Source organism: Pseudomonas sp. TR47 (assembly GCF_044143025.1).
Lineage (GTDB): Bacteria > Pseudomonadota > Gammaproteobacteria > Pseudomonadales > Pseudomonadaceae > Aquipseudomonas > Aquipseudomonas putida_E.
Window position 1 is genome coordinate 1 of sequence record NZ_JBHFCS010000024.1, and the last position, 23,786, is coordinate 23,786.

Here is a 23,786-nt window from a genome sequence, read left to right on the forward strand (position 1 = left end):
TCAGCAGCATTGAGCTGGCGATGAACAGTGCACGCATGGCGAAACTCCCCCTTGGCGAGATAGTCTTGGAGCGCATCGGCCGTGAGCGAATGGATAGCCCAAGATGGTCTGGTTTTTTCTTTTGAAGCGCTCAGGCCCTGGGCCACTCGACCGCGTTTTCAGCACTTTGGTTCCCGTGCTGGGCGCCTTTCTGCTCAGTGGTTGCAGCAGCCTTGCCTATTACGGCCAGTTGGCCGATGGCCAGTGGCAACTGTTGCGTGCGCGTCAGCCAGTGGAGCGGGTGCTCGCCGACCCGGCCACCAGCCCGCAGTTGCGGGCCCGTCTGCAACACGCCGAGCAGGCGCGGCTGTTCGCCAGCAAACGACTGGGCCTGCCGGACAACGGCAGCTATCGGGTGTATGCCGACCTTGGGCGGCCCTATGTGGTGTGGAATGTGTTTGCTACCCCTGAGCTCTCGCTGCAACCGGTGACGCACTGTTTCCCTGTTGCCGGTTGCGTCGCCTACCGCGGCTATTACCAACAGGGCGCGGCCCGCGGCGCGGCGGCGGTGATGCGCCAGGCGGGCATGGATGTCTATGTGAGCGGCGTCGAGGCGTATTCGACGCTTGGCTGGTTCGACGACCCGATCCTGTCGTCGATGGTCGGCTGGGGTGATGAGCGCCTGGCCACGTTGATCTTCCACGAATTGGCGCATCAGCGCGTCTATGTGCAGGACGACACGGAGTTCAACGAGTCCTTCGCCACGTTCGTCGAGCAGGAAGGAACGCGGCAATGGCGCGCCGCTCGTGGGCTTGAAGCGACTCAGGGTGAGCAGGGCCTGCAGCGTGACCAGTTCATACGGCTGATTCTGGCCAGCCGCGAGCGGCTGCAGGCGCTCTATGCCGGGCCGCTGGATGATGCGCACAAACGTGAGGCCAAACAGGCAGAATTCGACCGGTTGAGGCGCGATTATCGCCAGGTTCGAGATAGCCAGTGGGCTGGGGACAAGCGTTATGACGCCTGGATGTATGGGCCGATGAGCAATGCCAAGCTATTGCCGTTTGGGCTGTATGACCAATGGGTGCCGGCGTTTGCGGCGGTGTTTCGCGAGGTTGGTGGGGATTGGGTACGCTTCTATCGGAAGGTAGAAGCGCTAGGACGGTTGCCGGCCGAACAGCGCAAGGCGGTGTTGGCTCGATTGGTGGCCAGTCAGTGAGCGCTGGGGGCCGCTTTGCGGCCCATCGCCGGCAAGCCGGCTCCTACATGCGCGCTCAGGCCCTGATGAACGCCTGATGCATCTCAGCCAAGGTGGCGTAGTGGAATTCAGGCGTGTGGGCCTTCAGCTCTTCTTCGCTGCCGAACCCATAGCCCACTGCCACTGCCTGCAACCCATTGCTGCGCGCCCCGATCAGGTCGTGCTTGCGGTCGCCGATCATCAGGGTCTGCGCCGGGTCCAGCCCTTCCTCGTCCAGCAGGTAGCGAATCAGCTCGACCTTGTTGGTGCGGGTGCCGTCCAGTTCGCTGCCGTAAATCACCTTGAAGTGATGATCGAAGGCGAAGTGCCTGGCGATCTCACGGGCGAATTCCCAGGGCTTGGACGTCGCGATGTAAAGCGTGCGGCCCTGACCGTTCAGGGCCTGGAGCAGTTCCGGCACACCTTCGAAGACCAGGTTTTCGTAAAGGCCGGTGACACGGAAGCGTTCCCGGTAAAAATTCACCGCCTCCCACGCCTTGGCTTCATCGAAGCTGTAGAACTGCATGAAGGCCTGTAGCAGGGGGGGGCCGATGAAGTGCTCGAGGCGCGCCAGGTCCGGCTCGTCGATGCCCAGTTTGGCCAGGGCGTACTGGATCGAACGGGTAATGCCCAGGCGCGGGTCGGTCAGGGTGCCGTCAAGGTCGAAAAGGATATTCTGCTGGTGCATGGTGGTCTCGGTAGTCAGGTTCATTCCGGGCGGTCGTAGCCTTCGGCCAGGTGCTGGTCCTTGAGCTTCACGTAGTTACCGGCGCTGTAAGGGAAAAAGGCGCGTTCCTTGTCGGTCAGTGGCCGTGCCTGCTTTACCGGGCTGCCCACATACAGGTAGCCGCTCTCCAGGCGCTTGCCGGGCGGCACCAGGCTACCGGCACCGATGATCACCTCATCTTCGACGATGGCGCCATCCATGATCGTGCTGCCCATGCCGACCAGAATGCGGTTGCCAAGGGTACAGCCATGCAGCATGACTTTGTGGCCGATGGTCACTTCGTCGCCGATGATCAGCGGGAAGCCGTCCGGGTTGAACGGGCCGGCGTGGGTAATGTGCAGCACACTGGCGTCCTGCACGCTGGTCCTTGCACCGATGCGGATGCGGTGCATGTCGCCGCGAATCACCGTCAAAGGCCATACAGAGCTGTCTTCACCGATTTCCACGTCACCCAGAACTACTGCCGAACGGTCGACGAAGGCCCGTGGCCCAACTTTCGGAGTGTGTTGCTGGAAGCTACGAATGGCCATGATAGGGTCTCTCATCTGTGCCGATAGGCAGGCTGCCTGCTGCGGTCGGCGTCGATTGTAATTAAGATGGGGCAGTGTTTCTTCTGCCAAGGTAGCCAAACCGTGAGTGCGAACAACCCGCTTCTGCAGTCTTATGATCTGCCGCCCTTCTCGGCGATCCGTGCCGAACACGTGCTGCCGGCGATCGAAGAGATCCTGGCCGATAACCGTAAAGCCATTGCCCAGATCCTCGAAAAGCAAGGCAAGAACCCCACCTGGGCCGGCCTGGTGCTGGCCATGGACGAGCTCAATGACCGCTTGGGCGCTGCCTGGAGCCCGGTCAGCCACCTCAATGCGGTGTGCAACAGCAAAGAGCTGCGTGAGGCCTACGAGTCCTGCCTGCCGGCGCTCAGTTCCTACTCTACCGAACTGGGCCAGAACCGTACGCTGTTCGAGGCCTATGAGGCACTGGCCAACAGCCCTGAGGCCGCAGGTTTCGATGTGGCGCAAAAAACCATCCTCGAGCATGCACTGCGTGACTTCCGCCTGTCGGGCATCGACCTGCCACCTGCCCAGCAGCAGCGTTACGCCGAGGTGCAGAGCAAGCTCAGCGAGTTGGGCAGCCGTTTCTCCAACCAACTGCTCGACGCCACCCAGGCCTGGACCAAGCACGTTACCGACGAAGCCGCGCTTGCCGGCCTGACCGATTCGGCCAAGGCGCAGATGGCTGCTGCCGCCCAGGCCAAAGGCCTCGATGGCTGGCTGATCACCCTGGAATTCCCCAGCTACTATGCGGTGATGACCTACGCCAGTGACCGCGCCCTGCGTGAAGAGCTGTACGCGGCCTACTGCACCCGCGCCTCCGACCAGGGCCCGAATGCCGGCCAGTTCGACAACGGCCCGGTGATGCGCGAGATCCTCGACCTGCGCCAGGAACTGGCCGGGCTGCTGGGCTACAAGAACTACGCCGAGCTGAGCCTGGCCACCAAGATGGCTGAGTCCAGCGATCAGGTGCTGAGCTTCCTGCGCGACCTGGCCAAGCGTTCCAGGCCGTTTGCCGCCCAGGACCTGGCGCAGCTCAAGGCCTATGCCGCCGAGCAAGGTTGCCCCGAGCTGGCCAGTTGGGACGCCGGTTACTTCGGTGAGAAGCTGCGCGAGCAGCGCTACAGCGTGTCCCAGGAAACCCTGCGCGCCTACTTCCCGATCGACAAGGTGCTGTCCGGCCTGTTCAGCATCGTCCAGCGCCTGTATGGCATCGAAATCGCCGAGCTCAAGGGTTTCGACAGCTGGCACCCGGACGTACGCCTGTTCGAAATCAAGGAAAACGGCCAGCACGTGGGCCGCTTCTTCTTCGACCTCTATGCCCGCGCCAACAAGCGTGGCGGTGCCTGGATGGATGGTGCCCGCGACCGCCGCCGTACCGCTGGTGGTGAGCTGCAAAGCCCGGTGGCCAATCTGGTGTGCAACTTCACGCCCGCTGCGCCTGGCAAGCCTGCGTTGCTGACCCACGACGAAGTCACGACCCTGTTCCACGAATTCGGCCACGGCCTGCACCACCTGCTGACCCGTATCGAGCATGCTGGTGTGTCTGGCATCAATGGCGTGGCCTGGGATGCGGTCGAGTTGCCGAGCCAGTTCATGGAAAACTGGTGCTGGGAGCCGGAAGGCCTGGCACTGATCTCCGGCCATTACGAAACGGGGGCTGCCCTGCCCCAGGACCTGCTGGACAAGATGCTGGCGGCGAAGAACTTCCAGTCCGGCATGATGATGGTGCGCCAGCTGGAGTTCTCGCTGTTCGACTTCGAGCTGCACGCCAGCCACGGCGACGGTCGCAGTGTGCTGCAGGTGCTTGAAGGCGTGCGCGACGAGGTGACGGTCATGCGCCCACCGGCGTACAACCGCTTCCCGAACAGCTTTGCGCACATCTTCGCTGGCGGTTACGCGGCGGGCTACTACAGCTACAAATGGGCCGAAGTACTGTCGGCTGATGCCTTCTCACGGTTCGAGGAAGAAGGCGTGCTCAACGCCGAGACAGGCCGCGCCTTCCGCGAGGCCATTCTGGCCCGTGGCGGTTCGCGCGAGCCGATGGTGCTGTTCGTCGACTTCCGTGGCCGTGAGCCTTCCATCGATGCATTGCTGCGCCACTGTGGGCTGAGTGAGGACGCGGCGGCATGAGCGAGGTAGCTGTGAATAAAACCAAGAAGCGCTTCATCGCCGGGGCGGTCTGCCCGGCGTGCAGTGAGCCGGACAAGCTGATGATGTGGAGCGAAGACGACGTGCCGCACCGTGAGTGCGTAGCCTGCGGCTTCACCGACACCTTGAATGAACAGGGCCTGTCGGTACCCAAGGAACTTGGGACGCGGGTCAACCACCTGGCGCCCAAGGCGGCGCCGGCCAAGGTGCAGACGGTGCAGTTCTTCCCCAACCCGAAGCTCAAGAAACCGGCCGAGTAAGGCCTGCCCGCCTGCGTCGGGGTGGTAGATATTCAAGCCTCTACCGCTCCGCCAGGCAGGCATGCTCGCCCGCTCATGAACCTGAGCAAGGCGATGCACCATGAACAACCCCCTCCTGCAAAACAGCAACGCCCCTATTGATTTCCCTTCGATAACCCTGGAAAACATGGCCGCTGCTTTCGACCATGTGCTTTCGGCGCATGAGCAAGGTATCGCGCGCATCATCGAACGACAGCAGGCACAGCCCACCTGGGACGACCTGGTGCTCGCCGTGGATGAGCTGGACGCGCAGTTGTCGGGCACGTTGTATACCGTCATCCCGCTCGTGGGCCGGGACCAGGACTGGGCCGAATCCATTCTGGGGTTCTATGGCAGAACAGTTGCGCGTTTCGAGCAGAAAGATACCGACAGCAGGCTGCATGCCTTGTATGAACGGTTGGCGCGCAGTGACATCGGCATCAACCTGGCCGCGATGAAGCGCGCTACCTTGCGCTGGCATCTCGACAGGTTTGCAACCAGTGGCGCAGCGTTGGACGAACACGACAAAGCCCGCCTCGCCGAGCTGCAAGCGCAGATCGGTACGTTGCGGGAGGCCTTTGTGCGCGATATCGACCGGCCGGGGTTGCTGATCGAGGACGAGGGCGAACTGATTGGTCTTTCGCAACGGTTGCGAGATGAGCTGGCCGCCCGGGCCAGCGAGGCTGGTTTGCAAGGTTGGCTGGTTGCCTGTGAAAGTGCCCCAACCGAGGCGGTGCTTCGGCAAGCGAAGCACCGCCCCCTGCGCGAAAAGCTCTACCGCGCCTTCCACACCCGTGGGGTCGATACTGACCTGCAGGAGGACAACGGTACGCGTTTGCAGCGCTTGGCCGAACTGCTGGATGACAAAGCCCGCCTGCTCGGCTTTGCCAGCCACCTCGAGCTGAGCCTGAGTACCAAAAGTGCCGGCTCGGTCAGCGCTGTTCGGGGTTTTCTGCAAACCCTCGCAGCCAGCGTACAACCCGCCCTGCAACAATGGCGTGAGGGCATTGGGCAGAAGGCGCTCGTGCAGGGCCTCACGCGCGTGCAGCCTTGGGATGTCATTCACCTGCAGGCATTGCCGGCGCATGCGCAACCGAGTGAGGTGTTTCGCGAGCACTTCCCCTTGAGTGCCGTGGTCACTGCACTGGCCCGGCTGGCGCAGCAGCTGTTTGGGCTTGAGCTGCGTCCAGCCCGAATGCCTGCCTGGGATGCCAGCGTGCAGACCTTTGAGGTCTGGCAAGACCACGCGCCTATCGGCCTGTTCTATCTGGACGCCGTGCAACACGCCGGGAAACAGGCTGACGCCGTGTTCACCACGTACGTGCGCAACCGGCGTATTGATGCCGAGGGTATCTACCATGCAGCGGTGGTGGTGGTGAACAGTGACATCCCGGCAGCGCTGGGCGAGAGTGAGCCGCTTTTGGACCACCTGGCATTGCGCAAGCTTTATCACGAGTTTGGCCATGCCTTGCATCACTTGCTGGTCCGCACCAGCAACAATGTCATGTCCAATGTTTCGGAACTGGGCACCGATGGCATGGAACTGTTCGGCAAGTTGGTGGAGCGCTGGGTGTGGGATGCAGGCTACCTGGCCAGCATCGCCGTGCCGGACCAGTCTGGCAGTAGGCTGAGCACGGCTGGCGCTGCAGCGTACCTGAAACAGTTCAAGCAGCAGGGGATCGAGGAAATTGGCCGCGACCTGAGCCTGGCGCTGTTCGACCTGGACCTGCACGGCACGCCGTATGACGGCAGAACGCTCGAGCAGCGGCTCGACGATGCCCGGGAGCGATGCGGCTATTGGCCATTGGCAGATTTCGAGCACCCCGTGCATGCCTTCGACCATCTGGTCAGCGGATACGATGCTGGTTATTACGCTTACCTGTGGGCCGATGTGCACGCGTTTGACCTGTTTACCCGTTTTGAAACGAACGGTTTGCTTGACCGAGCAACGGGCCAGGCGCTTGCGCAGGCATTGTTCGAGCCCGGCGCTTCGCGGCCACTGCGCGAGGGCCTTGAAGCCTTCCTTGGGCGCGCCCCAAGCCATGCCCCCTACCTGAGTTGGCACGGGCTGGCCTGACCGGAGGTGCTGGCAAGATGAGCCTTGCCCCTATACTGTTCATATATACAGCATAGGGCTTGGCGATGAATCCTCCAGCACCACAGAAAGGCCGTGGGACGGCGCATAATCCACACAACCGCTTTGCCCCGAGCCATTCGGTGGCTGAGGATGACGGCTGGCATCAGGAGGTTCCATTGACCCAAGGCACCGAGGTGCGGGTTGAAACGGCCAAGACGATCATCAGCCGCAACACCTCACCCGACCTGCCCTTCGATCGCTCCATCAATCCCTACCGAGGCTGCGAGCATGGTTGCATCTACTGCTATGCCCGCCCCTCGCACGCCTATTGGGACTTGTCCCCAGGGTTGGATTTCGAAACCAAACTGATCGCCAAGACCAACGCCGCCGAGGTGCTTGCCGAGCAACTGAGCAAGCCGGGCTATGTGTGCGCCCCCATCAACCTGGGTGCCAACACAGACCCCTACCAGCCGATCGAACGTGAGCACCTATTGACCCGGCGCTTGCTGCAAGTGCTGTTGCGTTTTCGCCACCCGGTGACCATCGTCACCAAAGGTTCGCTGGTATTGCGTGACCTGGATTTGCTGGCCGAAATGGCCAGCCAGCGGTTGGTGCGGGTGATGATCAGCCTGACCACGCTGGACGACGGCCTCAAGCGGGTGCTCGAGCCGCGTGCGGCCTCGCCCAATGCCAGGCTGCGGGCAATCCGGGTGCTGCGCGAGGCGGGTGTACCGGTGGGCGTGTTGTGTTCGCCAATGATTCCCATGATCAACGACAGCGAACTGGAGCACCTCTTGGAAGCCGCCAAGGAGGCTGGCGCGCAGAACGCAGCCTACATGATGTTGCGCCTGCCGCTGGAAGTGGCACCGCTGTTCGAGCAGTGGCTGCAGGACCACTACCCCCAGCGCGCCAGCCATGTGTTGAGCCTGATTCGCCAGAGCCGGGGTGGCGAGCTGTATGACAGCCGCTTCGGTGCGCGCATGCGTGGTGAGGGCATTTTCGCAGAGCTGCTGGCGCAACGCTTTGCCAAGGCCATGCGCAAGCTGGGTTTGGAGGGGCGGGAGGGGCAAATGCTGGATTGTTCGGCGTTCTGTCCCCCCGGTGGGCAAATGGCATTGTTTTGACCCTCAATGCAACTAATCCAAGCACATAATCTTATTCAGGGCTCTTGGCATTTGATGTGTTTTTGCTATTATTCAATTCCCGCCTTATCTATCTGGAACACCCGTTCTAGAGCCTCCGAATTAAGTTTCAGTTAAGTTTTCCCCGCTAGCGTAGGAAACCAGTCCACGAAGACTGTGATCTATGGCCTGTGCGTGTCATCTAATTCCTCGCATAGCCAGAATCTTTCACCGGTAAAATGGATTTACCAACTCACCGTCAAGAGGATGAATCATGCCCGTCAAGGACCCATCCAAGGTCGTTCCGCAGGCCCCCGCGGAGAGCGCCGATGCCGCCCTCAAGCACATCGTCGACGGCTTCCTGCGTTTCCACCATGACGTCTTCCCCGAGCAGCAAGAGCTGTTCAAGAAGCTCGCCACCGCGCAAACGCCGCGCGCCATGTTCATCACCTGTGCCGACTCGCGTATCGTCCCCGAGCTGATCACCCAGAGCTCGCCAGGCGACCTGTTCGTGACCCGTAACGTTGGCAACGTGGTACCGCCGTATGGCCAGATGAACGGCGGCGTTTCCAGCGCCATCGAGTACGCCGTGTCGGCGCTGGGCGTGCACCACATCATCATCTGTGGCCACTCCGACTGCGGCGCGATGCGTGCGGTACTCAACCCGCAATCGCTGGCCAAGATGCCGACCGTTTCCGCCTGGCTGCGTCATGCCGAAGTGGCACGCACCGTGGTCGAGAACAACTGCTCCTGCGGCAGCGAGCATGAAACCATGCAGGTGCTGACCCGCGAAAACGTCATTGCCCAGTTGCACCACCTGCGCACCCACCCGTCGGTGGCGTCGCGCCTTGCGGCTGGCGAGCTGTACATCCATGGTTGGGTCTATGACATCGAGACCAGCCGGATCGAAGCCTACGATGCCGCCAGCGACAGCTTCATGCCCCTGGCCGCCGGTGAGCCGGTGCCCTGCGCGACCCCGAGAGGCCGCTACTAAGCGACCCATCCACCGCTAGAACCTTGATAGCCGGCTGCACCCCGCAGGGGTGTGGCGCGGCCTTCGGCTGCCTTGAATTCCCTGACTGCCCTGCCGGCATGCTCGCTGGCGGCCCGCGCCTGCGCGTTTGTCAGGGGCCAAACGTGCCCATGGCCAGAGGAAAGGCCATGTGACAGAGAAAGGAGAAACACGGTGAACATTACACAGTTGAAAGCGGCCTTGCCGCGAGAGTTGCTGGCGTCGGTTGTGGTCTTCCTGGTGGCCCTGCCCTTGTGCATGGGCATTGCGATCGCTTCGGGCATGCCTCCTGCCAAAGGCCTGATAACCGGCATCATCGGCGGTATCGTGGTGGGCTTTCTGGCCGGTTCGCCACTGCAGGTCAGTGGCCCTGCCGCGGGCTTGGCCGTGCTGGTGTTCGAACTGGTGCGCCAACACGGCGTGGCGATGCTCGGGCCGATCCTGCTGCTGGCGGGTTTGTTGCAATTGCTGGCCGGGCGCTTGCGCCTGGGCTGCTGGTTCCGCGTCACCGCCCCGGCGGTGGTGTACGGCATGCTGGCAGGTATCGGTGTGCTGATCGTGCTGTCACAGGTGCATGTGATGTTCGACACCGCGCCGCAACCTTCGGGCTTGCAGAACCTGATCGGGTTCCCCGCTACAGTGGCTAGCGCCCTGCCCTTTGAAAGTGCCGGCAGTGGCTGGCAGGCCGGCTTGCTCGGTGTGGGGACCATCGCCGTGATGTGGGGTTGGGAACGCTTGCGGCCACAGCGTCTGCGGTTCGTACCTGGGGCCTTGCTCGGTGTGGCGGGCATGACGTTGGTCAGCATGTGGCTGGCACTGCCCGTCAATCGCGTGCAGGTGCCGGCAGACTTGACCGAGGCCATCGACTGGCTGCGCCCCGAAGATTTGCTGCAACTGGCTGATCCGACCTTGCTGGTGGCCGCCTTCGCCCTGGCTTTCATCGCCAGTGCCGAAACGCTGTTGTCTGCCGCGGCGGTGGACCGCATGCACAGCGGCCAGCGCTCGGACTTCGACCGTGAACTTTCCGCGCAGGGTATCGGCAACATGCTATGCGGTGTATTGGGCGCGCTGCCGATGACCGGAGTGATCGTCCGCAGTTCGGCCAATGTGCAGGCAGGCGCGCAAACCCGTGCATCGGCGATCCTCCACGGCTTGTGGCTGTTGGCTTTCGTGGTGGTCTTGAGCAGTGTGCTGCAGCAGATCCCGGTGGCAAGCCTGGCGGGCGTGCTGGTTTACACCGGTATCAAGTTGGTGGACTTCAAGGCCTTTCGTGGGCTTGGCCGCTACGGTCGCATGCCCATGTTCACCTATGCAGCTACCGCGCTGGCGATCATCTTCACGGACCTGCTGACCGGTGTACTGCTGGGCTTTGCCCTGACGCTGCTGAAGCTGGCACTCAAAGCGGCCCGCCTGAAGATCAACCTGCTCAGCCTGGACCGGCCTGGGCACATGGAGCTGCGGCTCACCGGCGCCGCCACCTTTCTCAAGGTGCCGGCACTGACCCAGGTGCTGGAAACGGTGCCCCCTGGCACTCAGCTGCACGTACCGCTGGCCAACCTGAGTTACATAGACCACTCGGTGCTGGAGTTATTGGAAGACTGGGGGCGTACTCAGCGCAGCGCCGGTTCACGCCTGCTCATCGAGCCGCGTGGGCTCAAGCGGCGTATCGAGGGGGGCTTGCGCACTGCGGCAGAATGTTGAGGTCAGTCTTCCTCGACGACACGCATGGAGGGCGAGCCGGGCCACGTACCATACAGGTTGATGGTCCGGCTGCCGCCAACCCACTGGCTGAGCGGTGTGGCCCAATACCTTTTGAGTGTTTGATTGTCGCCCAGGTTGACGAATTCGGCGCTGAAGTCGAGATTCCTGGCGCCGAGCGGAATGGTGAAGTTATGCGACAGGCCGCCGGTAATGGTCATTGGGCCAACCGTGGTGCGGCGTTCACCTGGCAGATCATAGGCAATCGATACTTTGGTGATGTAGGTGGTGGCGGAAGTGGCCTTGCTGTCGACATGCAGTTGCAAGCTGCCAACTTTGCGCACCCAGATCGGAATGATCATTCTGTTGGGGCCAAAAGAGGCAAAGCTGTAGGCCACAGGCAGCGGGATGGTCGCAACCTGGCCATCTTGCGCAGGCAGCGTGTGCGATTCCACCGAAGCGGTATCGCGGATGGAAATGAACGTTGCCCCACCTTTGCCTGAAATACCGTCTTCGCCCAGCAAGGTGTTCAGGCCGCTGGCTGAACCCGAAAGGGCGAATTTGGCATTCTTGCTCTTGGCCCCGGCATTCACGCCGCTACTGGCCAGAATGACGCTCGTTACCACGCCAAAACCTTCTGCAATCCTGCCATTGCTGGCCATGCCGACCTTCTCGGCCTGTGCATATAGCCAATCGTACTGGTCGTGGATCAAGGCCAGGTCACTCAGACGTTGCTCACCATGAAGGGCAAACTCCGAAGCGATCGACTCCTCTTTACCGAAGTTCCACTCTAGCGTCAGGTCTGGCTTGACCTGAGCGCCGGTGGCAGGGTCGATCACCGTCCCTGAAACATTGGCCTTGGTCTCCCTGCGGGATACATCCTTGGAGCTGATGGCCCAGCGGCGCCCTTGCTGAACATTGGAAATCTGCACGGTGGGCAACGCTTCGTTGACCAGGGTGAAGTCGCCGGAAGCCGGGTCGATGATGCCCACTGCACCGGGTTTGATGACCGGGTTGAGGGCCCAGTTGCCCCAAAGGGTGGAGCGGCTGCCGCGTAACAGGTCCGTGTAAAGCCTGTTCCATTTGATGCTCATGGTTCTTCCTCGCCTTGTTAGGTCAATGCCTACCCGATAGGGGGCGGGAAGAATCTATCCGTGCGCGGTACAGCCGATCAGTTGGAGCCTGTTCCCATGGGGCTGCTGGCAGCGCTCAGGCCGGCTGGCCCAGTTCGACACCCAGCTGGCGCGACAGGCATGGCCAGCGTTTCCAGGCCTCGCCAGTCTTCGGGCTGCTCAAGGTTTCCCGGTAGGCTTCTACGGATTCGGTAGCAAAGCTTTCCTCGTTGAGCATTTCATCCACCGAGTGGTGCACCACCTCATCGAGCTGGTTGGCGAAGGTCTCTCCGATCAGTTGATGGGCAATCAAGTTGGCCATGGTGGTATCGAATGGGATCAGTGGTTGCTGGAAGTGGCGGATATAAAGGTCGTTCACCTCCTCCACCAGACGGTGCGCCAGGTAGGCTTCATCCAGCAGGCAGTCCAGGCCCACGTGCCCTTGCATCACGCTCGGCGGCTGCAGGAAATAGGCTTCGGCGATCTTCAGTACAGGTTTGATCTGCGACTCGATACCGGCCTCGAGCGCCACCGCGTGGGCAGCCTCCAGCAACTCCGGCACCTGGTCGATATAGGCGCTGACGAAGCGCGCCAAAGTACCCTGGGCGTCCTGCTCAGGCAGTTGGATCGAGGGGTGCAGGTGGGGCAGTTGCAGCTCGAGACGCTCTTTCAGTTGGCCGCTATGGCGTTCGTGATCGTGGGCTTGGCTTATTTGCTCGCGTACAGCAGCGATGTTCATGACAACTCCAGGGACAATACGTTTCAAACGGAAGACACTAAATTAGCTCGGTATACAGAATACCTAAGACGCATTTGTTATAAATCTCGCAAACGTGTGCGCTGTTGGGTATATGCAGATGCCACCATTATGCCACTTGGCGTCTAGAGCAGGCCTTGCAGGCGATTTCGCGATTTCATGAAGATCATTTCACCTGCGTCGTTGCGTGCCATTGGTCGCTGTCTATACTCGGGTTGAACGTGATTCGCTGATGAGGCCCGACTGCTTTTCGCAGGGGCTCGGTCGTCGAAGCCAGGCAGTCTTGACCGCCGTTCCCTCTTGCCGCAGGCCACGCCTCCGGGACAACAAGAATTAGAAGGGGAACCCGCAATGATGCGACATCCACCAGTCTGGATGGGCCTCCTGTTGTGGTTGGTTTTAGGTCAGGCCAACGCCGCCTGGACCGTGAACATGGCGCCGGGGGCGACGGAAGTCTCCAACGCCGTGTTCGACCTGCACATGACCATCTTCTGGATCTGCGTGATCATCGGCGTCGTGGTGTTCGGCGCGATGTTCTGGTCCATGGTCATCCACCGCCGTTCCACCGGCCAGCAAGCTGCGCATTTTCACGAGCACACCTGGGTGGAAATCCTGTGGACCGTGGTCCCCTTGCTCATCCTGGTGGCCATGGCCATCCCCGCCACCAAGACCCTGATCGATATCTACGACGCCAGCGAATCGGACATTGATATCCAGGTTACGGGCTACCAGTGGAAATGGCACTACAAATACCTGGGCCAGGACGTGGAGTTTTTCAGCAACCTGGCCACCCCTGCCGACCAGATCCAGAACAAGGCGCCCAAGGATGAGCACTACCTGCTTGAGGTCGACCAGCCGCTGGTGCTGCCGGTAGGGGCGAAAGTGCGCTTTCTGGTGACGGCCGCCGACGTGATCCATTCCTGGTGGGTACCGGCTTTCGCGGTCAAGCGTGACGCCATCCCAGGCTTTGTCAATGAAGCCTGGACGCGCGTCGAGAAGCCCGGCATCTATCGCGGCCAATGCACCGAACTGTGTGGCAAGGACCACGGTTTCATGCCGGTGGTGGTGGAGGTCAAGTCCAAGGCCGACTACGACACCTGGCTCGGCGAGCGCAAGGCCGAGGCGGCCAAACTCAAGGAGCTGACCAGCAAGGAATGGACCCTTGAAGAGTTGGTCGCGCGCGGCGACAAGGTTTACCACACCACCTGCGTGGCCTGTCACCAGGCCGAAGGCCAGGGCTTGCCGCCGATGTTCCCGGCTCTCAAGGGCTCGAAGATCGCCACCGGCCCCATAGAGGCCCACCTGAACATCGTCTTCCACGGCAAGCCCGGCACCTCCATGGCGGCCTTCGGCAAGCAGCTGTCTGAAGTCGATATCGCCGCCGTGGTCACCTACGAGCGCAACGCCTGGGGCAATGACAAAGGCGACATGGTCACACCGAAGGACGTGCTGGCGCTCAAGCAGGCACAAGCGCAATGAACCGGGTTACTCGCGGCAGTCAGTGGGCTGCAGGAGACAGGACATGAGTGCAGTGATCGACGACCACGCCCACGGCCATGAGCATGCCCACGGCCCGGCAAAGGGCCTGATGCGCTGGGTGCTGACCACCAACCACAAGGACATCGGCACGATGTACCTGTGGTTCAGCTTCATCATGTTCCTCCTTGGCGGCTCGTTCGCCATGGTGATACGCGCCGAACTGTTCCAGCCCGGGCTGCAGATCGTCGAGCCGGCATTTTTCAACCAGATGACCACCATGCACGGCCTGATCATGGTGTTCGGCGCAGTGATGCCGGCCTTCGTCGGCTTGGCCAACTGGATGATCCCGCTGATGATCGGCGCGCCGGACATGGCCCTGCCGCGGATGAACAACTTCAGTTTCTGGCTGCTGCCGGCAGCGTTCCTGATGCTGGTATCGACCCTGTTCAGCCCTGGTGGCGGGCCGAACTTTGGCTGGACCTTCTACGCCCCGCTATCGACCACCTATGCCCCCGCCAGCGTGACCTTCTTCATCTTTGCCATCCACTTGATGGGTATCAGTTCGATCATGGGGGCCATCAACGTCATCGCCACCATTCTCAACCTGCGCGCACCGGGCATGACCCTGATGAAAATGCCGCTGTTCGTCTGGACCTGGCTGATCACGGCCTTCCTGCTGATCGCGGTGATGCCGGTGCTGGCCGGTGTGGTGACCATGATGCTGATGGATATCCACTTTGGCACCAGCTTCTTCAGTGCCGCCGGTGGCGGTGACCCGGTGCTGTTCCAGCATGTGTTCTGGTTCTTCGGCCACCCAGAGGTGTACATCATGATCCTGCCGGCCTTCGGCGCGGTCAGCTCGATCATCCCGGCGTTCTCGCGCAAGCCGCTGTTCGGCTACACCTCGATGGTCTATGCCACGGGTGCGATCGCCTTCCTGTCGTTCATCGTCTGGGCGCACCACATGTTCGTGGTCGGCATCCCGGTGGTGGGTGAGTTGTTCTTCATGTACGCGACCATGCTCATTGCCGTGCCCACCGGGGTGAAGGTGTTCAACTGGGTCAGCACCATGTGGGAAGGCTCGCTGACCTTCGAGACGCCGATGCTGTTCGCCATCGCCTTCGTCATATTGTTCACCATCGGTGGGTTCTCCGGGCTGATGCTGGCCATCGCGCCGGCAGACTTCCAGTACCACGACACCTACTTCGTGGTGGCGCACTTCCATTACGTGCTGGTGCCTGGGGCGATCTTCGGCATCTTCGCCTCGGCCTATTACTGGCTGCCGAAGTGGACCGGCCACATGTACGACGAAACCCTCGGCAAGCTGCATTTCTGGCTGTCGTTCATCGGCATGAACCTGGCCTTCTTCCCCATGCACTTCGTTGGCTTGGCCGGCATGCCGCGGCGCATTCCTGACTACAACCTGCAGTTCGCCGACTTCAACATGGTGTCATCGGTCGGTGCGTTCATGTTTGGTGCCACGCAGATCTTCTTCCTGTTCATCGTCATCAAGTGCATTCGCGGCGGCGCGCCGGCCCCGGCCAAACCCTGGGATGGTGCAGAGGGCCTTGAGTGGTCGGTCCCTTCGCCGGCGCCGTATCACACCTTCCAGACGCCACCGGATGTGAAATAGGTAACCGCCCATGACCGGCCAACCGCTCAAACGTCTGGTGCTGCGCCTGCTGATGCTGACGGTGGTGATGTTCGCCTTCGGCTTTGCCCTGGTGCCGATCTACGACGTCATGTGCAGGGCCTTCGGCATCAATGGCAAGACCGGCGGGCAGTATGAGGGTAGCCAGGTCAGCGATCCGACGCGTTCGGTGCGGGTGCAGTTCATGTCGACGAATGCCGGCGACATGGTCTGGGACTTCTACGCCACTGCCGACCAGCTCGCGGTCAACCCGGGGGCCGTCAACCAGATGATCTTCGTGGCTCACAACACCACTGACCGGCCGATGAGCGCCCAGGCCGTACCCAGCATCACGCCGGCCGAGGCCGCGGCGTATTTCCACAAGACCGAGTGCTTCTGCTTTACCCAGCAGGTGCTGCAGCCCGGCGAACGTATCGAGATGCCTGTGCGCTTCATCGTCGACCGGGACCTGCCGGCCAGCGTGAAGCACCTGACACTGGCCTACACCTTGTTCGACATCACCGCTCGTCACCCGCCGGTCGCGCATGTCGCGCCCCAGGACGTTCAGGGCGCCCGTTAAGGGAAGGAGAACAGCAATGGCAAGTCATGACCACTACTACGTCCCTGCGCAGAGCAAGTGGCCGATCATTGCCACCATCGGCATGTTCGTCACGGTGTACGGCCTTGGCACGTGGTTCAACGACCTCAAGGCTGGCCACCCCGACTCCCATGGGCCGCTGATTTTCTTCGTCGGTGCCCTGCTGCTGGCCTACATGCTGTTCGGCTGGTTCGGGGCGGTCGTTAAGGAAAGCCACGCCGGGCTGTATAGCGCGCAGCTGGACCGCTCGTTCCGCTGGGGCATGAGCTGGTTCATCTTCTCCGAGGTGATGTTCTTCCTGGCCTTCTTTGGCGCGTTGTTCTACGTGCGGGTACTGGCCGGGCCATGGCTCGGTGGTGAAGGCGACAAGGGGGTCGCACACATGCTGTGGCCCAGTTTCGAATTCACCTGGCCCCTGCTCAATACCCCGGACCCCAAGCTGTTCCCGCCGGCCAAGGACGTCATCGACCCTTGGCACCTGCCTTTGATCAACACCATTTTGCTGGTCAGTTCGAGCGTGACCATCACCATCGCCCACCATGCACTGCGACGTGACCACCGTGGGGCGCTGAAGCTGTGGATGGCAATCACCATCCTGCTGGGGTTGAGCTTCATCGCGCTGCAGGCCTACGAATACTTCGAGGCCTACACCAAGTTGGGCCTGACGCTGGGCTCGGGGATCTACGGCGCAACCTTCTTCATGCTCACAGGCTTCCACGGTGCCCACGTAACCTTGGGCACGATCATTTTGATCGTGATGTTCGTGCGCATCCTGCGTGGGCACTTCAACCCGGACAAACACTTCGGCTTCGAGGCGGCAAGCTGGTATTGGCACTTCGTCGATGTGGTGTGGGTCGGGCTGTTCATCTTTGTGTATGTGCTGTGAAGGGCGACGCAGCCCTTGTGGTGCAGAGAGGCTTAAAAAGGAGCGTGGGAGACCAGCTGGCCACTGATGAGGCCATAAGCAACCAGCGCGATGGTCAGGCAGGCCAAGGTGACACGCACGGTCAGTGCCTTGAGCAGGCGGGTCGAGTTTTCATCGTCCTTGACCAGAAACACCAGGCCGCTGAACAGGCTGGCAATGGTGGCCAACAGCATCATGACGATCGCGGCCTTGAGCATGGCGTTTCTCCAGGGGGATGCGGTGATGTGGATAAGTATAGCGAGGCACCCGTGAGGCCGTTTCGCCCGGGCTGGGTACCCACCCTGGTAGTGCTTGCGCTACTGCCGGGGTTGATTGCCCTTGGCTGCTGGCAATTGGGCCGAGCCGACGAAAAGCGCGCATTGCTGGCCAGCCATGCCGAGCGCAGCGTCGACGCGCCGCTTTCCGCGGCCCAGTTGCAGCCGAGCGACGATACCGCCTTCCGCCGTGTGCACCTCTACGGCCGCTTCGATGCCGAGCACAGCGTGCTGCTGGACAATCGCATGCGCGACGGCCAGGCAGGCGTCGAGTTGCTGCAGCCCTTTCTCGACCAGCCCAGCGGCTTGTGGCTGTTGGTCAACCGCGGGTGGCTGCCCTGGCCCGACCGCCGCGTACCGGTGCCCTTCGACACCCCTGCGCAGGCTCTGGCCCTGGATGCCTCGGTATACGTAGCGCCCGGCAACACCTTTCAATTGCACCCCGACCCCGTTGGCGGCCAATGGCCGCACCTGCTGACGGCCGTGAACCCCGCACAACTGTGGCAACAGCTTCGGCGCGAAGGGTTCGCCCATGAATTGCGCCTGCAACCCGGCCCGGCGGCTTACCGCCTGGACTGGCCTGTGGTCGCCATGGGCCCGGAAAAACACCTGGGTTATGCGGTGCAATGGTTCGCCCTGGCCACCGCCCTGGTGCTGCTCTACCTCTACTTTGGCTGGCACAACAAAAAGGAGAACCGCCATGGCCGCCACCACCACTCCACTGGACCTGCCTGAGCGTCGCAAACCCAGAGCCCGCGGGCGTTTGCAGCTGATCCTGATTCTGCTGGTGGTGCTCGGCCCGATGATCCTGGCCACCAGCATGTACAAGCTCAAGTTCTGGGTGCCGGAAGGCCGAAGCTATCACGGGACGATGATCGGCAATGGCCAGAGCCGCAGCGATATCGGCATCGCTGGCGAAGACGCACGTTGGCAACTGCTGGTCAGCGCCCCAGAAAGCTGTGCCGAAGACTGCCAGCGCCTGGTTTACCTGGCGCGGCAGATCCAGATTGGCCTTGGCCGGGACGCCAGCCGTGCCAGCCATGCCCTGGCCGCTGCCCAACCGTTGAGTGCCGGCTACCAGGCCTTGCTGGGGCGCGAGTACCCACAGCTGCAGCGTTATCCACTCGATACACAGCGCTACCTTCAGAAGGTAGGAGACCCCGCGCCGCAGCTGTGGATCGTCGACCCGCACGGCAACCTGGTGCTGCGCTATGACGGCAAGGTCAGTGGCAAGCATGTACTGGATGACCTGCGCCACCTGCTCAAGCTGTCCAACATCGGCTAGGAGCCCTGCCATGGCCAGACCCGGATTCCGCCTCGCTGTGTTCGCCACCCTGCTGGCACTGCTGGTCGTACTGCTCGGTGCGTATACCCGTCTGACCCATGCTGGCCTGGGCTGCCCAGACTGGCCTGGCTGCTATGGCTTCATCAGCGTGCCGAAAACCGACGCGCAGCTGGCCCATGCCGAGCTGCACTTCCCCGAGCACCCGGTGGAGGTCGCCAAGGGCTGGGCCGAGATGGTCCATCGTTACTTTGCCGGCACGCTCGCCTTGGTGATTGCCTTGCTCGCCTTCCAGGCCGTGCGCCGGCATTCGCGCGACGGCCAGCCCTACCGCCTGCCGGTGCTGTTGCTAGGCGTTGTACTGGCCCAGGCGGCATTCGGCATGTGGACAGTGACCCTCAAGCTGTGGCCGCAGGTCGTCACCGCACACCTGCTGGGTGGCTTCACTACCCTGGCCTTGTTGTTCCTGCTGTCGCTGCGCCTGTCACGGGCCTTTGCGCCGTTGCCTAAATTACCGCTGAGCTTGCGGCGGATTGCTGCCTTGGCGCTGCTGGTGGTGATCGGACAGATTGCCTTGGGCGGCTGGGTCAGTTCCAACTATGCGGCCGTTGCCTGCACAGACTTGCCGACCTGCCATGGCCAGTGGTGGCCGGCAGCGGACTTCAGCAACGGTTTCCACCTGACCCAGCACGTCGGCCCCAACTACCTGGGCGGGCAACTGGATAGCGATGCGCGCACGGCCATCCACATCAGCCACCGCCTGGGCGCGCTGCTGGTCACTGGTGTGCTGCTGATGCTCAGCTGGAAGCTGCACCGCTGTGGCTTGCCTGGGTTGGGGCGCCTGGTACTGCTGGTGCTGGCGCTGCAGGTAGGCCTGGGCATCAGCAATGTGCTGCTGCACCTGCCTCTGGCGGTGGCTGTGGCGCATAACGCAGGCGGCGCCCTGTTGCTGCTGAGCATGGTGCTGGTCAACTACCGTATCCGCGTCGTCGACAAGGTGCGCGTGGGCCAGGGCTGGCGCCTGACGCCGGTGACAGGCGTGGGCGCGGCCCATCACTTGAGGAACGACTCGTGGCGACGCTTCTAACTGCGCAACGTGCAGGCTGGCGCGACTATCTGGAGCTGACCAAGCCCAAGGTGGTGCTGCTGATGCTGATCACCTCGCTGGTGGGCATGTTCCTGGCGACCCGTGCCGGGGTACCTTGGAGCGTGCTGTTGTTCGGCAACCTGGGGATTGCCCTGTGCGCGGGGGGCGCTGCGGCGGTCAACCATGTGCTGGACCGGCGCATCGATGCGCTGATGGCCCGCACCCACAAGCGGCCGCTGGCCCAAGGGCGGGTCGCGCCACTGCCGGCGCTGCTGTTCTCCCTCGCCCTGGCGCTGCTGGGCATGGCCCTGTTACTGATGTTCACCAACGCCCTTGCCGCCTGGCTGACGCTTGCCTCCCTGCTCGGCTATGCGGTGCTCTACACCGGCTTTCTCAAGCGTGCGACGCCGCAGAACATCGTTATCGGTGGCCTTGCAGGCGCGGCCCCGCCGCTGCTTGGCTGGGTGGCAGTAAGTGGCCAAGTCAGTGCCGAGCCCTTGTTGCTGGTGCTGATCATCTTCGCCTGGACGCCGCCGCACTTCTGGGCCCTGGCCATTCACCGCAAGGAGGAGTATGCCAAGGCCGATATCCCGATGCTGCCGGTAACCCACGGCGAGCGCTACACCAAGCTGCACATCCTGCTCTATACCCTGATACTGCTGGCGGTGACCCTGCTGCCCTACGCCATCCACATGAGCGGCCCGTTGTACCTGGCCTGCGCCCTCGCCCTTGGCCTGCGCTTCCTGCAATGGGCCTGGGTGTTGTACCGTGGCAGCCGGCCGCACGCGGCGATCGGCACCTTCAAGTACTCTATCGGCTACCTGTTCGCGCTGTTCATTGCGTTGCTTGTTGACCACTATCTGTTGCTGAACCTATGACCCGAACCCAGAAAACCGTCTTCATCCTCGTTGCCCTGGTCGCGTTGATCATGGGCCTGACCGTCAACAAGGTGCTAAATGGCAGTGACCAGCCAAACCCCACCGAGCTGATCGATGCCGGCATCATCCTCTTGCCGCAGAGCCGCACAGTTGCCGACGTGACCATGACCAACCAGGACGGCCAGCCGGTGCAGCTCGACGATCTCAAGGGCAAGTGGTCGCTGCTGTTCTTTGGCTATACCTATTGCCCGGATATCTGCCCCACCACCCTGGCCCAGTTGCGCCAGGTGAAGAGCGAGCTGCCCAAGGAAGCGGTCGACCGGCTGCAGGTGGTACTGGTGAGTGTCGATCCGAACCGCGACACGCCGAACCAGCTCAAGCAGTACCTGGGTTATTTCGACAAGGATTTCGTCGGGGTGGCGGGGTCGATCGAGGATACCCAGAAGCTGGCCAATGCCTTGAGCATTCCGTTCATTCCGGCGGATACCAGCAAGCCCGGATATACCGTGGATCACAGCGGTAACCTGGCGATTGTCGGGCCGGACGGACGTCAGCGTGGGTTCATACGCGCGCCGTTCAACAACCAGAAGCTGGTGGCGCAGTTGCCGGGCCTTGTGAAACGGGATTGAGATTGCTGGCCTGCTTTGCAGGCCATCGCGACACAAGGCCGCTCAACAAGGAACCGCGCTCTCCTGCAGGAGCGCGCGGTCCTGTTGCAAGACGGTATCAAGTCCCGGACTTGATCCTGGTCCAGGCCCGCGTCCGCGCCCGCTCTGCCTCACGCGTCAAAGGCTTGAGCGTATACAGCTTGGCCATCGCCTCCGCCGTTGGATACAGGTTGGGGTTGTTGCGGATCGCTGGGCTGACCTTTTCCGTCGCATCCTTGTTCGGGTTCGGGTAGCCGACAAAGTCGCTGATCGGCGCAATCACCTCTGGGCGCAGCAGGTAGTTGATGAACGTATGCGCATCCTCCGGGTTGGCGGCGCCCTTCGGAATCGCCAGCATGTCGAACCAGATCGGCGCGCCCTCCTTGGGCAGGCGCATGTCCACCACCACACCGTTCTTCGCATCCCGGGCGCGGTTTGCTGCCTGGGAGAAGCTGCCGGAATAACCAACGGCAACGCAGATGTCACCGTTGGCGATATCCGCCATGTACTTGGAAGAGTGGAAGTAGGTGATGTAGGGGCGGATCTTCTGCAGCAGAGCCTCGGCTTGCTTGTAGTCATCCGGCTTGCTGCTGTTGGGGTCCAGCCCCAGGTATTGCAACGCCAGCGGCAGGATCTCTGATGGCGAGTCGAGCAGCGCTACACCGCATTGCTTGAGCTTGGCGATGTTCTCTTCCTTGAAGAGCAGGTCCCAGCTGTCCACGGGGGCCTTGTCGCCCAGTACCGCCTTGACCTTGTCCGGGTTGAAGCCGATCAGCACCGTGCCGTACATGTAGGGCACGGCGAACTTGTTGCCTGGGTCGTTGGCCTCGATGAGCTTCATCAGTGCCGGGTCCAGGTGTTGCCAGTTCGGCAGCTTGCTGCGGTCCAGTGGCTGGAACACCCCCGCCTCGATCTGCTTGGCGAGAAACACATTGGACGGCACTACCACGTCGTAGCCGGAGTTGCCTGTTAGCAGCTTCGCTTCCAGGGCTTCGTTGGTGTCGAAGATGTCGTAGACCAGCTTGACGCCGCTGTCCTTCTGGAAACCGGTCAAGGTTTGCGGGGTGATGTAATCGAACCAGTTGTAGACGCGCAAGGTGCGCTGTTCGGCTTGTGCCTGGACGGCGCCGGTGAACAGGGTGGCAGCTATGAGTGGGGCGAGCAGGCGCTTGAGTCGGGCCATTATCGGGCTCCTGGCTGGGCGAGCTGGAAGCCTTCCAGCACATTGACCGCGTTGATACCGATTTCTTCCACTGCGTAGCCGCCTTCCATCACGAACAAGGTCGGCTTGCCGAGCTGGGCGATGCGTTTGCCCATCTCCAGATAGTCCGGGCTGTCCAGCTTGAACTGGGAGATAGGGTCATCCTTGAAGGTGTCCACGCCCAGAGAGATGACCAAGACGTCGGCATCGTAATCGGCGATGCGCCGGCAGGCGTCTTCCAGCGCGGCGCTCCAGGCGGCCCAATCACTGCCGGCAGGCAGCGGGTAATTGATGTTGCAGCCTTCGCCCGCGCCTGCGCCGGTTTCGTCCGCGTAGCCCAGGAAGAACGGGAACTCGTCTTGCGGGTCGCCGTGGATCGAGGCGAAGAACACGTCATCGCGCTGGTAGAAGATGTCCTGGGTGCCATTGCCATGGTGGTAATCGACGTCAAGGATGGCCACCTTGGCCCTGCCTTGGTCGAGGAAGGCCTGGGCAGCAATCGCGGCGTTGTTCAGGTAGCAGTAACCGCCCATGACCTCGGCGGCGGCGTGATGCCCTGGTGGGCGGCACAGGGCGAAGGCCGCATGGGCGCCTTGCTCGATTGCAGCTTGGGCGGTGAGGGCAACCTGTGCTGCGCTGTAGGCGGCCTGCCAGGTGCCTGCGGTGATGGGCGCGCCGGCATCGAAACTGTAGTAGCCCAACTCGCCATGCAGGCCGGTGGGTTTGACTTGGCGCAAGGTGCGTGCCGGCCAGGTGAAGGGCAACAAGTCACCCTCCTGACCCAGCGCGGCCCAACGTGCCCAGGCACCTTCGAAGAAGTCGAGATAGTCTGCGCTGTGGATGCGCTGCAGTGGTGCACGGCCAAAATCGGTCGGGGCCTGGACATCACCGAGGTTGCGCTTTTTCACCTGCTCGAGCACATGGTCAGCACGCGAAGGCATTTCGAAGCAGGGCATCAGCTTGCCGTCGATCAGCTCGCAGCGGCCGTGGTGCAGGCGGTGGTCATCGGAATAGATCGTCAGCATTGTTGTTCTCCGGTAGTACTGGCGTTGGCCCATTTTCACGGGCTGCCGGGCGCGGGAGAACGACGCAAACGGCCAAAAGGGGA

23 protein-coding genes are annotated in these 23,786 nt (G+C 62.1%); 16 read left to right on the forward strand and 7 right to left on the reverse strand.

All coding sequences use genetic code 11. The features are described from left to right. The first annotated feature begins 121 nt into the window (after positions 1–121). A complete protein-coding gene (locus tag ACEWE8_RS21295) occupies positions 122–1,195 on the forward strand; it encodes an aminopeptidase (RefSeq protein WP_046787060.1) in 1,074 nt (357 codons plus the stop codon). A gap of 55 nt (positions 1,196–1,250) precedes the next feature. Here the strand turns inward: ACEWE8_RS21295 and ACEWE8_RS21300 are convergent, their stop codons facing one another. Together ACEWE8_RS21300 and ACEWE8_RS21305 are read right to left on the reverse strand one after the other, a co-directional pair. Beyond that, positions 1,251–1,901, reverse strand: a complete 651-nt coding sequence (locus ACEWE8_RS21300; protein WP_046787061.1) for an HAD family hydrolase — start codon at positions 1,899–1,901, stop codon at positions 1,251–1,253. Positions 1,902–1,921: 20 nt separating this feature from the next. Then, positions 1,922–2,470 (reverse strand): gamma carbonic anhydrase family protein, encoded by a 549-nt coding sequence (locus ACEWE8_RS21305; protein WP_039603776.1) that lies wholly within the window; start codon positions 2,468–2,470, stop codon positions 1,922–1,924. Between the two features lie 66 nt (positions 2,471–2,536). Here ACEWE8_RS21305 and prlC point away from each other — a divergent pair, with 66 nt between their 5' ends. The 6 genes from prlC to ACEWE8_RS21335 all read left to right on the forward strand — a co-directional run bounded on the left by prlC (position 2,537) and on the right by ACEWE8_RS21335 (position 10,831). Continuing rightward, a complete protein-coding gene (gene prlC, locus ACEWE8_RS21310) occupies positions 2,537–4,624 on the forward strand; it encodes an oligopeptidase A (RefSeq protein ID WP_080952140.1) in 2,088 nt (695 codons plus the stop codon). Further along, positions 4,621–4,902: a YheV family putative zinc ribbon protein gene (locus ACEWE8_RS21315; protein ID WP_046786820.1), complete on the forward strand. Its 282-nt coding sequence runs from the start codon at positions 4,621–4,623 to the stop codon at positions 4,900–4,902. The genes prlC and ACEWE8_RS21315 overlap by 4 nt, the downstream gene beginning before the upstream one ends. A 100-nt stretch (positions 4,903–5,002) precedes the next feature. Next, the gene (locus ACEWE8_RS21320) at positions 5,003–6,997 is read left to right on the forward strand and encodes a M3 family metallopeptidase (protein WP_046786821.1); all 1,995 of its coding nucleotides are present in this window, start codon (positions 5,003–5,005) and stop codon (positions 6,995–6,997) included. Positions 6,998–7,062: 65 nt separating this feature from the next. Further along, on the forward strand, positions 7,063–8,121 hold the full coding sequence (locus ACEWE8_RS21325) for a PA0069 family radical SAM protein (protein ID WP_046786822.1): 1,059 nt from the start codon (positions 7,063–7,065) through the stop codon (positions 8,119–8,121). 271 nt (positions 8,122–8,392) lie between these two features. Continuing rightward, positions 8,393–9,112 carry a carbonic anhydrase gene (locus ACEWE8_RS21330; protein ID WP_012312070.1) on the forward strand — a complete coding sequence of 240 codons (720 nt, stop codon included), beginning with the start codon at positions 8,393–8,395 and terminating at the stop codon, positions 9,110–9,112. Between the two features lie 192 nt (positions 9,113–9,304). After that, positions 9,305–10,831 (forward strand): SulP family inorganic anion transporter, encoded by a 1,527-nt coding sequence (locus ACEWE8_RS21335; protein ID WP_046786823.1) that lies wholly within the window; start codon positions 9,305–9,307, stop codon positions 10,829–10,831. Between the two features lie 2 nt (positions 10,832–10,833). On the opposite strand, the gene ACEWE8_RS21340 is transcribed toward ACEWE8_RS21335, so the two are convergent. After that, positions 10,834–11,922 carry a hypothetical protein gene (locus ACEWE8_RS21340; RefSeq protein ID WP_046786824.1) on the reverse strand — a complete coding sequence of 363 codons (1,089 nt, stop codon included), beginning with the start codon at positions 11,920–11,922 and terminating at the stop codon, positions 10,834–10,836. Positions 11,923–12,037: 115 nt separating this feature from the next. After that, positions 12,038–12,679: a hypothetical protein gene (locus tag ACEWE8_RS21345; protein ID WP_046786825.1), complete on the reverse strand. Its 642-nt coding sequence runs from the start codon at positions 12,677–12,679 to the stop codon at positions 12,038–12,040. Between the two features lie 369 nt (positions 12,680–13,048). Between ACEWE8_RS21345 and coxB the strand changes: the two genes are divergently transcribed. From coxB to ACEWE8_RS21365, 4 genes are read left to right on the forward strand one after another with little or no spacing between them, the layout of a single operon-like run. After that, on the forward strand, positions 13,049–14,176 hold the full coding sequence (gene coxB, locus ACEWE8_RS21350; RefSeq protein WP_046786826.1) for a cytochrome c oxidase subunit II: 1,128 nt from the start codon (positions 13,049–13,051) through the stop codon (positions 14,174–14,176). A 43-nt stretch (positions 14,177–14,219) separates the two neighbouring features. Continuing rightward, positions 14,220–15,809, forward strand: coding sequence for a cytochrome c oxidase subunit I (gene ctaD / locus ACEWE8_RS21355; RefSeq protein ID WP_012312075.1), 1,590 nt, complete (start codon positions 14,220–14,222; stop codon positions 15,807–15,809). Positions 15,810–15,819: 10 nt separating this feature from the next. Continuing rightward, entirely contained in the window at positions 15,820–16,386 is a 567-nt protein-coding gene (locus ACEWE8_RS21360) for a cytochrome c oxidase assembly protein (RefSeq protein WP_046786827.1), read from the forward strand. Between the two features lie 16 nt (positions 16,387–16,402). Continuing rightward, complete coding sequence (locus ACEWE8_RS21365) at positions 16,403–17,290, forward strand: cytochrome c oxidase subunit 3 (protein ID WP_046786828.1); 888 nt, start codon at positions 16,403–16,405, stop codon at positions 17,288–17,290. Between the two features lie 32 nt (positions 17,291–17,322). Here the strand turns inward: ACEWE8_RS21365 and ACEWE8_RS21370 are convergent, their stop codons facing one another. Next, a complete protein-coding gene (locus ACEWE8_RS21370; protein ID WP_012312078.1) occupies positions 17,323–17,526 on the reverse strand; it encodes a twin transmembrane helix small protein in 204 nt (67 codons plus the stop codon). A 51-nt stretch (positions 17,527–17,577) separates the two neighbouring features. Here ACEWE8_RS21370 and ACEWE8_RS21375 point away from each other — a divergent pair, with 51 nt between their 5' ends. Genes ACEWE8_RS21375 through ACEWE8_RS21395 form a run of 5 tightly spaced genes read left to right on the forward strand, consistent with a single transcriptional unit; the run spans position 17,578 to position 21,459 of the window. Further along, positions 17,578–18,318 carry an SURF1 family protein gene (locus ACEWE8_RS21375; RefSeq protein WP_046786829.1) on the forward strand — a complete coding sequence of 247 codons (741 nt, stop codon included), beginning with the start codon at positions 17,578–17,580 and terminating at the stop codon, positions 18,316–18,318. Next, entirely contained in the window at positions 18,284–18,868 is a 585-nt protein-coding gene (locus tag ACEWE8_RS21380) for a hypothetical protein (RefSeq protein ID WP_046786830.1), read from the forward strand. Before ACEWE8_RS21375 ends, ACEWE8_RS21380 begins: the two co-directional genes overlap by 35 nt. Before the next feature lie 10 nt (positions 18,869–18,878). Then, the gene (locus ACEWE8_RS21385; RefSeq protein ID WP_125924417.1) at positions 18,879–19,952 is read left to right on the forward strand and encodes a heme A synthase; all 1,074 of its coding nucleotides are present in this window, start codon (positions 18,879–18,881) and stop codon (positions 19,950–19,952) included. Next, positions 19,937–20,830 carry a heme o synthase gene (cyoE, locus tag ACEWE8_RS21390; RefSeq protein ID WP_046786831.1) on the forward strand — a complete coding sequence of 298 codons (894 nt, stop codon included), beginning with the start codon at positions 19,937–19,939 and terminating at the stop codon, positions 20,828–20,830. The genes ACEWE8_RS21385 and cyoE overlap by 16 nt, the downstream gene beginning before the upstream one ends. After that, positions 20,827–21,459 (forward strand): SCO family protein, encoded by a 633-nt coding sequence (locus ACEWE8_RS21395; RefSeq protein ID WP_039603498.1) that lies wholly within the window; start codon positions 20,827–20,829, stop codon positions 21,457–21,459. Before cyoE ends, ACEWE8_RS21395 begins: the two co-directional genes overlap by 4 nt. A 97-nt stretch (positions 21,460–21,556) precedes the next feature. Here ACEWE8_RS21395 and ACEWE8_RS21400 read toward each other — a convergent pair whose 3' ends face one another. Then, on the reverse strand, positions 21,557–22,660 hold the full coding sequence (locus tag ACEWE8_RS21400) for a polyamine ABC transporter substrate-binding protein (RefSeq protein WP_046786832.1): 1,104 nt from the start codon (positions 22,658–22,660) through the stop codon (positions 21,557–21,559). Beyond that, entirely contained in the window at positions 22,660–23,703 is a 1,044-nt protein-coding gene (locus ACEWE8_RS21405; RefSeq protein ID WP_046786833.1) for a histone deacetylase family protein, read from the reverse strand. Before ACEWE8_RS21405 ends, ACEWE8_RS21400 begins: the two co-directional genes overlap by 1 nt. Positions 23,704–23,786: the final 83 nt, after the last annotated feature.

Coding starts and splice junctions, on each gene's coding strand:
- ACEWE8_RS21300 (WP_046787061.1), bottom strand. CDS start 1,901: ATGCACCAGCAGAATATCCTTTTCGACCTTGACGGCACCCTGACCGAC.
- ACEWE8_RS21305 (WP_039603776.1), bottom strand. CDS start 2,470: ATGGCCATTCGTAGCTTCCAGCAACACACTCCGAAAGTTGGGCCACGG.
- prlC (WP_080952140.1), top strand. CDS start 2,537: ATGGGGCAGTGTTTCTTCTGCCAAGGTAGCCAAACCGTGAGTGCGAAC.
- ACEWE8_RS21315 (WP_046786820.1), top strand. CDS start 4,621: ATGAGCGAGGTAGCTGTGAATAAAACCAAGAAGCGCTTCATCGCCGGG.
- ACEWE8_RS21320 (WP_046786821.1), top strand. CDS start 5,003: ATGAACAACCCCCTCCTGCAAAACAGCAACGCCCCTATTGATTTCCCT.
- ACEWE8_RS21325 (WP_046786822.1), top strand. CDS start 7,063: ATGAATCCTCCAGCACCACAGAAAGGCCGTGGGACGGCGCATAATCCA.
- ACEWE8_RS21330 (WP_012312070.1), top strand. CDS start 8,393: ATGCCCGTCAAGGACCCATCCAAGGTCGTTCCGCAGGCCCCCGCGGAG.
- ACEWE8_RS21340 (WP_046786824.1), bottom strand. CDS start 11,922: ATGAGCATCAAATGGAACAGGCTTTACACGGACCTGTTACGCGGCAGC.
- ACEWE8_RS21345 (WP_046786825.1), bottom strand. CDS start 12,679: ATGAACATCGCTGCTGTACGCGAGCAAATAAGCCAAGCCCACGATCAC.
- coxB (WP_046786826.1), top strand. CDS start 13,049: ATGATGCGACATCCACCAGTCTGGATGGGCCTCCTGTTGTGGTTGGTT.
- ctaD (WP_012312075.1), top strand. CDS start 14,220: ATGAGTGCAGTGATCGACGACCACGCCCACGGCCATGAGCATGCCCAC.
- ACEWE8_RS21360 (WP_046786827.1), top strand. CDS start 15,820: ATGACCGGCCAACCGCTCAAACGTCTGGTGCTGCGCCTGCTGATGCTG.
- ACEWE8_RS21365 (WP_046786828.1), top strand. CDS start 16,403: ATGGCAAGTCATGACCACTACTACGTCCCTGCGCAGAGCAAGTGGCCG.
- ACEWE8_RS21370 (WP_012312078.1), bottom strand. CDS start 17,526: ATGCTCAAGGCCGCGATCGTCATGATGCTGTTGGCCACCATTGCCAGC.
- ACEWE8_RS21380 (WP_046786830.1), top strand. CDS start 18,284: ATGGCCGCCACCACCACTCCACTGGACCTGCCTGAGCGTCGCAAACCC.
- ACEWE8_RS21385 (WP_125924417.1), top strand. CDS start 18,879: ATGGCCAGACCCGGATTCCGCCTCGCTGTGTTCGCCACCCTGCTGGCA.
- ACEWE8_RS21395 (WP_039603498.1), top strand. CDS start 20,827: ATGACCCGAACCCAGAAAACCGTCTTCATCCTCGTTGCCCTGGTCGCG.
- ACEWE8_RS21400 (WP_046786832.1), bottom strand. CDS start 22,660: ATGGCCCGACTCAAGCGCCTGCTCGCCCCACTCATAGCTGCCACCCTG.
- ACEWE8_RS21405 (WP_046786833.1), bottom strand. CDS start 23,703: ATGCTGACGATCTATTCCGATGACCACCGCCTGCACCACGGCCGCTGC.